The following is a 7352-nucleotide window of genomic DNA, read 5'->3' on the forward strand; positions in this document are numbered from 1 at the left end:
TCTTGACCGCCTCTTTGACCTTGAGTCCGGTGATTGGGTTGGTTTCGGTAATGTTTGTTCCGACGAGGAGCAAGACATCGGCCTCCAGAATATCATCGAAGGTCACGGTCCATCGATGAGTGCCCTGGACCAGTCGCATGGCGTGAAGCCCGTTCATGTGGCCATAGCGAGCGCTGCTGTCGATATGGCTGGTGCCGATGGCGACGCGCATGAACTTTTGGAAGAGGTACAGCTCCTCATTCGTACAACGGCCTGAAATCAACCCGCCGACGCTCGGCCCTCCGTGTGCGGTCTTGATCCCGCTGATGCGGTCGGCGACATATTCCAACGCTTCTTCCCAGGTAGTTTGGACCAATGCGCCATTGCGACGAATGAGCGGGTGAGTCAGGCGTGCCGAATGGCTGGTCGCATGGAACCCAAAAAATCCACGAGCACAGAGGTCGCCGTTGTTACGCCCCGCGCCATGGGCCGAGTTGACCTCGATCAACTCCTTCCCCTTCGTGTGCACCGTCATCTGGCATCCATCTCCGCAGTACCCGCAGATCGTGTCGGCCCGTTTCAGCATCCACGGCCGATATTCATACATCGAAAGACGGCTGGTAATGGCTCCGACCGGGCAGATCTGCACGCAGCCTCCGCAGAACTCGCAGTCCAACGGATGTGGGCCGAAGTGCTTGATTTCCGTCATGGTGCCGCGCCCAACCGGTGCCAGCGCCTTAACGTCCATCACTTCGTCGCAATATCGGACACAGCGGAGACATTGCACGCAGCGATTCATTTGTGTCTCGATCAACGGACTGAAATACTCCTTCTGAAACACGCGCTTCGTTTCGATGAATCGGCTGGTGGCCGTATACTGATGAGAAAAATCTTGAAGGTCGCACTTTCCACCTTGATCGCAGACCGGGCAATCGAGCGGATGGTTGGCGAGGATAAACTCGAGCACCGATCGATGGGCGTCGTTGACCACGGTTGTGGCCGTGCGCACACTCATCCCCTCGTCGACCGGGGTGCTGCAGGCGGTTTGGAGCTTCGGCATCTTTTCGACTTCGACCAGGCACATGCGGCAGTTGGCGTCCGGTTTGAGCTTCGGGTGGTAACAGAAATGCGGAATCATGACGCCGACACGCCGGGCCGCTTCGATGACCAAGGTCCCTTTCGGAACCTTGACGGTCATTCCATCGATCGTTATGCGAACCATCGGGGTTGTCGTGTCAGGCATAGTTCACCGCTACTAAACTCACGAGCGCACACGGACGATCAGTGCCGTGCCACCGGCTCAGGTCTGATCAGATTGGCGGCGTCTGCTTCGTGGATGAGGTCCACATACTCCTGCCGCCAGTGTTTCAGGGTGCTCTGAATCGGCGCGACTTCCGCATCACCGAACGCACAGACCGTCCGGCCTGCGATGTTCTTGCATAGATCCAACAAGGTTTCAAGGTCTTGCATCCGGCCACGTTTAGCCAAAATCCTGCGCAATGTCTGAACCAGCCATGAGCTGCCCTCTCGACAGGGACTGCATTTCCCGCAAGACTCATGGTAGAAGAATTCCATCAGTCGGAGTGCAGCCCAGACCATACTGGTCCCTTCTTCCATGACGGTGACGCCACCGGACCCGAGCATCGATCCTGCCGTTGCGACATGCTCAAAATCAAGTTTCACATCGAGATGCGCCGGCGTTAAAAAAGGTGCTGAAGCTCCACCGGGAATAAACGCTTTGAGCGGCTTATCCGACCGCATCCCGCCGGCATGTTCGAAGACCAGTTCCCGAACCGTCACGCCCATTGGAACTTCATAGTTGCCTGGCCACTTGACATGTCCACTCACGCAAAACACTCTGGTCCCCGTGCTCTTCGGGGGGGATCCGATTGCCGCAAACCATTCGGCCCCGCGGTTCATGATATGGGGGAGGTTCGCCAAGGTTTCGACGTTGTTCACCACCGTCGGTTTATTGTAGAGCCCATGCGTGGCTGGAAACGGCGGCTTAATGCGGGGGAGTCCGCGTTTGCCTTCAAGGGATTCCAGCAAGGCTGTTTCTTCGCCGCAGATGTAGGCCCCGGCCCCTCGGTGTACCCACACGTCGACGTGGATACCCGTCCCGAGAATGTTTTTCCCGATGTAACCAGCCGCCCGCGCTTCATTGATCGCATGTTCCAAAATCCTTGAGCCCAGGACCATCTCCCCACGGATATAGATGTAGGCCGATTCCGCTCCAATGGCATAGCAGGCAAGCAGGATGCCCTCCAGGACTTGGTGAGGATCGCGTTCCATCAGTTGTCGGTCCTTGAACGTACCCGGCTCGCTCTCGTCGGCATTGCAACACAGGTATCGTGAGCCTTGATAGTCTTTGGGGAGGAAGCCCCATTTCACGCCGGTCGGAAAGCCCGCACCGCCGCGTCCACGGAGGCCGGATTTTCGCACGATGGCGGTCACCTCTGCCGGTGCAATTTTCCCGAGTGTGTTGCGAACAGCTTGATAACCGCCGGCCTTCTCATAGTCCTGCAGCGACCCGGTATAGCCGGGCTGCATCATGTTCTTCAATAAGATCAGTTCGTGTTTAGGCATAATGCTCAGCGTGAAACGTAAAAGGTGAAAAGTTAAAAGAAGACCTCTTTTGCATACGTCTCACCTTTTACGTCTCACTTTTTACCGTAACTGGTTCCGGCCACATAAAGGGCCCACTCTTCAATGCGCTGGTTCCGTTCGATCGTAAATCAGCCAAAATGCGGTCGAGCTTGTCCTCGCTCAGCTGTTCGTAGTAGTCGTCATTGATCTGCATCATGGGGCCGGTTCCACAGGCCGCTAGGCATTCCACTGCGCTGAGGGTAAAGAGACCATCGGCCGTCGACTCTCCAGGAGCAATCCCCAGTTTCATCTTGATCCATCCGATAACGGTGTCTGAGCCGACCAGTGCACACATGAGCGACTTACACACCTGAATGTGGAATTTACCCACCGGCTTCAGGTTGAACATCGTATAAAAGGTGACGGTTTCGTAGACCTGCGGCGGTGTTAGCCCAAGCAACTGTGCGATTTCTTGCATGACGGACTCGCTCACGTAGCCCAGGTCGCGCTGGGCGACATAGAGCAGCGGGATCAACGCCGAGCGCTTGACCGGATAACGGCTCAGGATCTCATCAATTTCGTTCTGATGCTTTTCTCTGAACATGACTTTGTGTCGTGTGCCTTCTACCTTGTTACGTGCCACATTCTTAACTGGCTCAACTAGCGATCACATTCCCCCATGACGACATCGTACGTTCCAAAAATCGTAATGATGTCGGAAATTAAATAGCCCCGTGCCATGTGATCGAACGCGCCCATGTGGATAAAGGACGGCGAGCGAATCTTTAGGCGATAGGGACGCGGACTCCCATCACTGATGATGAAGAAGCCGAGTTCCCCTTTGGGGGCTTCAGTCGGGCAATAGGTTTCACCTTTTGGCGGTTTGAACCCTTGCGTAAAGATAATGAAATGATGAATCAAACTCTCCATATCCCGCATCACCAGTTGTTTCGGCGGTGGAATGTATTGCGGCATCTCGGCAATGATTGGGCCGGGCGGCATCTGGTCAAGACATTGGGAGATGATCCGTGCACTCTGGCGCATTTCCTCGACGCGTATCCAATAGCGGTCATACGTGTCGCCGTTTTTCCCGACCGGAACCTCCCAATCCACTTTGTGGTAGACCCCATAGGGTTCGAGTTTGCGGACATCATAGGCCACGCCGGATCCACGCAGAGCCGGACCGGTCATGCCGAAATTGATAGCGTCTTTCCCGGAGATCACTGCGATATGTTTGGTTCGTGCCAGCCAAATCCGGTTACCGGCGAGGAGTGAGTCGTACTCATCGACCTTTTGCGGGAACGTCTCCAAGAATGTTTTCAGGCGACTCACTAATTCCGGAGTGAAGTCGCTGTCGACACCGCCGATCCGATAGTAATTCAAGGTCAACCTGGCTCCGCAGAGCTGCTCGAACATGTCCAGCAGGATTTCGCGTTCGCGGAACGTCCAAAAGAACACCGTCATTGCGCCGATATCCAAGGCCTGGGCGCCCAGCCAAAAGAGATGTCCGAGAATGCGTTGCATTTCCGCGACGATGGTGCGGATATATTCGGCACGCTCCGGGACGGTGATCCCGAGGAGCTTCTCGACCGCTCGGACATAGGCGTAATTGTTCGCCATCGCACAGACATAATCCAGCCGGTCGGTGTGCGGAATGATCTGCATGTATGCCAGACCTTCAGCCAGCTTTTCCACGCCTCGATGCAGATAGCCGAGATCCGGCGTAGCCTTGACGATCCGTTCGCCGTCCAGTTCGAGGACAACCCGTACCACACCATGGGTGCTCGGATGCTGCGGCCCCATGTTGAGCAACAGTTCCTCGCGCCGACTCGATGATGAGGCATTGGGGTTGGCCAGGAACAACTTCTTTTCAGCTTCGGGCACCTCGCTCTCGATCTGCTCCACCGGTGGCTCATCGAGCCGCGGGATAAAGTCGAACTGACTGCGCCAGCCACGTCCCTCCGCGGGAAAATCTTTTCGCAGGGGATAGCCTTCGGCATAGTCCTCGGGGAGGAGAATGCGGCGGAGATCCGGATGCCCGGCAAATCGGATCCCCATCATGTCGTACACTTCACGCTCCAGAAAGTCTGCACCGCGCCAGATGCCCGTGACAGAATCGAGTGAGGGGTTCTCTTCCGTGACCCTGGTTTTGAGACGGATCCGTTTCCCGTGCGGGATGGAGAGCAACTGATAGATGACTTCGAACCGTTGTTGGTCGGATGGATAGTCGGCTGAGCAGATATCCGTGATGTGATCAAAGCCAGCCTCTGGCGCATCATGAAGGAAACGCATCACCTCCAAGATTCCAGCTGCGGCGACCTGCACGGTCGTTTCCGAATGCGCCGTATCCTCGTCGACGGAGAGCACGGCATCCGGGAACTTCTTGAGTAATGTCTCGACCAGTGTCTGCATCATGTCATATCGCGAGAATCAGAGGACTTGCGAGAACAACGCGAAAGGCCGTCATGTTTGCCACGCAACTCTTGCGCGTCTCGCCGGTTACTTCACAAATACCCTTTCACGCTGGATCTTCTCCTGTAACTTCAACAGTCCATCCAGCAAGGCTTCTGGTCTTGGTGGGCATCCAGGTACATACACATCGACGGGCACGATCTGGTCCACACCCTGCACGACTGCATAGCTATTGTAGTGATTGCCGGAGGTCGCACAGGAGCCCATGCAAATGACATAGCGCGGTTCAGGCATTTGATCGTAGATCCGGCGAATCACCGGCGCCATCTTGCGAGAGACTGTTCCCGCAACGATCATGAGATCCGATTGTCTGGGGGATGCGCGAAAGACCCCGGCACCGAAGCGGTCCAGGTCATAGCGAGAGGACACGCTGGCAATCATCTCAATAGCACAGCAAGCCAGTCCGAACGTCATCGGCCATAACGCGGACTTTCTCGCCCAATTGACGACTGCGTCCAAGTTAGTCGTCACAATGTTGGCGTCAAATTGGCGTTCAAGAAGACTCATGCGCGATCCAGTGAACAGTGAAAGGTGAACAGTGAAAGGTGGAGCAAGCAGTGGCCTCCTAAATGTTTCACGTCTAGCGGTTCACGTGTGACTTCTCCTAGTCCCACTCCAGGGCTCCCTTTTTCCACGCGTACCAAAACCCCACGACCAGAATGGCGATGAAGACCACCATTTCCACTAATCCAACCAAGCCAAGACTGGTGAACGCAACGGCCCAGGGAAACATGAAGACGATTTCGATATCGAAAATGACGAACAGCATCGCAATGACGTAATACCGCATCGGAAACTGTACGCGGGCGTCCTGAAAGAGCGGACTTCCGCTTTCGTACGGCGCCAACTTGGCCCGATAGGGCTGGTTGGGGCGTACAAACTTCCCGAGAAAGAGGGTCAATGTCCCGAGGATAATCCCCACGGCAATGAAAATGAGGATGGGTAGATAGTTTTCTGGAACGGTAGCATTACCCATGGCAACACCGTGAAGCGTGAGGCGTGAAACGTGACGCGTCGCCGAATATTGGAGAAGTCGTCATGCCTCAGTCCTTTACGCCGCTGACTGCGTTGTGAGTGTCGAACGAAAGAACGGTTGATACCGTAATCCATCGAGAGCCGGATGCGGCACGGCTTTATGCTGAATGAGCACTTTGAATGTCGTGCCCATCCCGTTTGGCCTTAGTAACTGAATCGCCGCTGCGAGCTCCGGGCTGTCCTGGCCAAGCCCTACGAGCATCTGTTCAATACCGAGCCCCATGAGAAAACTCATCTGGTTGGTGAAGCCGGTTGTCTGGAGGCCCTGTCCTTCGCCGGCGGTCGCCAAACTGGAAAAATCGACATGAGCGGTCATGTCCTGTTCGCCCACATACTGGAATGGATCTTCATGAACTTTGTGTTGCCGGTAACAAAGGAATGTTCCGCGCCTTCGATCGGCACAGTACAGATCCTGGGCGGTGTGGCCGTAATCGATGGTGAGCACAAAGCCACGATCGAGACGTTGCGCCACGTGAGTCATCCAATCGAGTCCCTGGAGATTGATCTCCGTGCGATACCCTTCCGGCCAGTCCGAACTGATGGGGTGGAGATGAGAAGCGAGCCTGTCCGATGAGAGTGGTTTGAGACACTCAACAAATCGCCCATCCCGATAGTCTACCCAGAGTTCCTCAATGCCTTGTACCGTCATCTGGATGCGGTGGACCGGAAACGAGTCCACGAGTTCATTGCTCAGAAACAGACCGGTCAGGCTATGTGGAGGGAGATGGGTAAGAGCGTCAACCCAGGTAATGCGTTGAGGTTGATCGAGCCAAGCAGCGAGATTGTGACGTTGTGCCTCGCGCATGGCCGGACTTCGTTCAATCAAAACATAGCGTAGGCGGTGGAACAATGAAGGGTAGTTGCGCTGAGCAGCCGACAGAATATGTCGAGCCAACAGCCCCTTGCCTGGTCCCATCTCCACGATGGTGAACAGACTGGGTTGCTCAAGCAGTCGGTCCATTTGCTCGGCTTGTTTGGACAGCGCTTGCCCAAGAATCGGATGGACATCCGAGCTTGTGTAGAAATCACCGTTCCTGCCGATGCGTTCAGCCGCCGGTTTCGACGAGCGCATGTAGTAGCCGAACTGTGGATGGTAGAGAGCCAATTCCATGAACCGTACAAATGGAATTGGACCGGAGGCGGTCACTTCGGATGCAATGGCAGCAACGAGTTCCGGATGCCCAGCGCTCATGAAGAGCTCCAAAATTTCCGTGCTATGGGAAAAATGACACCCCTAGAGCATGGGCCATATGTACCCATCTCCTGGTATCGAAAGGTGC

At 55.4% G+C, this 7352-nt stretch carries 7 protein-coding genes; all 7 read right to left on the reverse strand.

Annotated elements, in window-relative coordinates:
- Window positions 1-1222, reverse strand: a 1222-nt coding sequence (locus ACYX34_RS05760) for a 2Fe-2S iron-sulfur cluster-binding protein (protein ID WP_462075606.1), incomplete at its 3' end; no start/stop codon positions are given.
- A gap of 38 nt (window positions 1223-1260) precedes the next feature.
- Window positions 1261-2565, reverse strand: a complete 1305-nt coding sequence (gene nuoF / locus ACYX34_RS05765; RefSeq protein ID WP_462075607.1) for an NADH-quinone oxidoreductase subunit NuoF — start codon at window positions 2563-2565, stop codon at window positions 1261-1263.
- Window positions 2566-2632: 67 nt separating this feature from the next.
- Window positions 2633-3208 carry a complex I 24 kDa subunit family protein gene (locus ACYX34_RS05770; protein ID WP_462075608.1) on the reverse strand — a complete coding sequence of 192 codons (576 nt, stop codon included), beginning with the start codon at window positions 3206-3208 and terminating at the stop codon, window positions 2633-2635.
- A 17-nt stretch (window positions 3209-3225) separates the two neighbouring features.
- A complete protein-coding gene (gene nuoD / locus ACYX34_RS05775) occupies window positions 3226-4980 on the reverse strand; it encodes an NADH dehydrogenase (quinone) subunit D (protein ID WP_462075609.1) in 1755 nt (584 codons plus the stop codon).
- 84 nt (window positions 4981-5064) lie between these two features.
- Entirely contained in the window at window positions 5065-5544 is a 480-nt protein-coding gene (locus ACYX34_RS05780) for an NADH-quinone oxidoreductase subunit B (RefSeq protein ID WP_090746045.1), read from the reverse strand.
- 97 nt (window positions 5545-5641) lie between these two features.
- A complete protein-coding gene (locus ACYX34_RS05785) occupies window positions 5642-6013 on the reverse strand; it encodes an NADH-quinone oxidoreductase subunit A (protein WP_462075610.1) in 372 nt (123 codons plus the stop codon).
- Between the two features lie 75 nt (window positions 6014-6088).
- Window positions 6089-7264: a class I SAM-dependent methyltransferase gene (locus ACYX34_RS05790; protein WP_462075611.1), complete on the reverse strand. Its 1176-nt coding sequence runs from the start codon at window positions 7262-7264 to the stop codon at window positions 6089-6091.
- Between the last annotated feature and the right edge of the window lie 88 nt (window positions 7265-7352).

This window comes from Nitrospira sp. CMX1 (genome assembly GCF_054902215.1).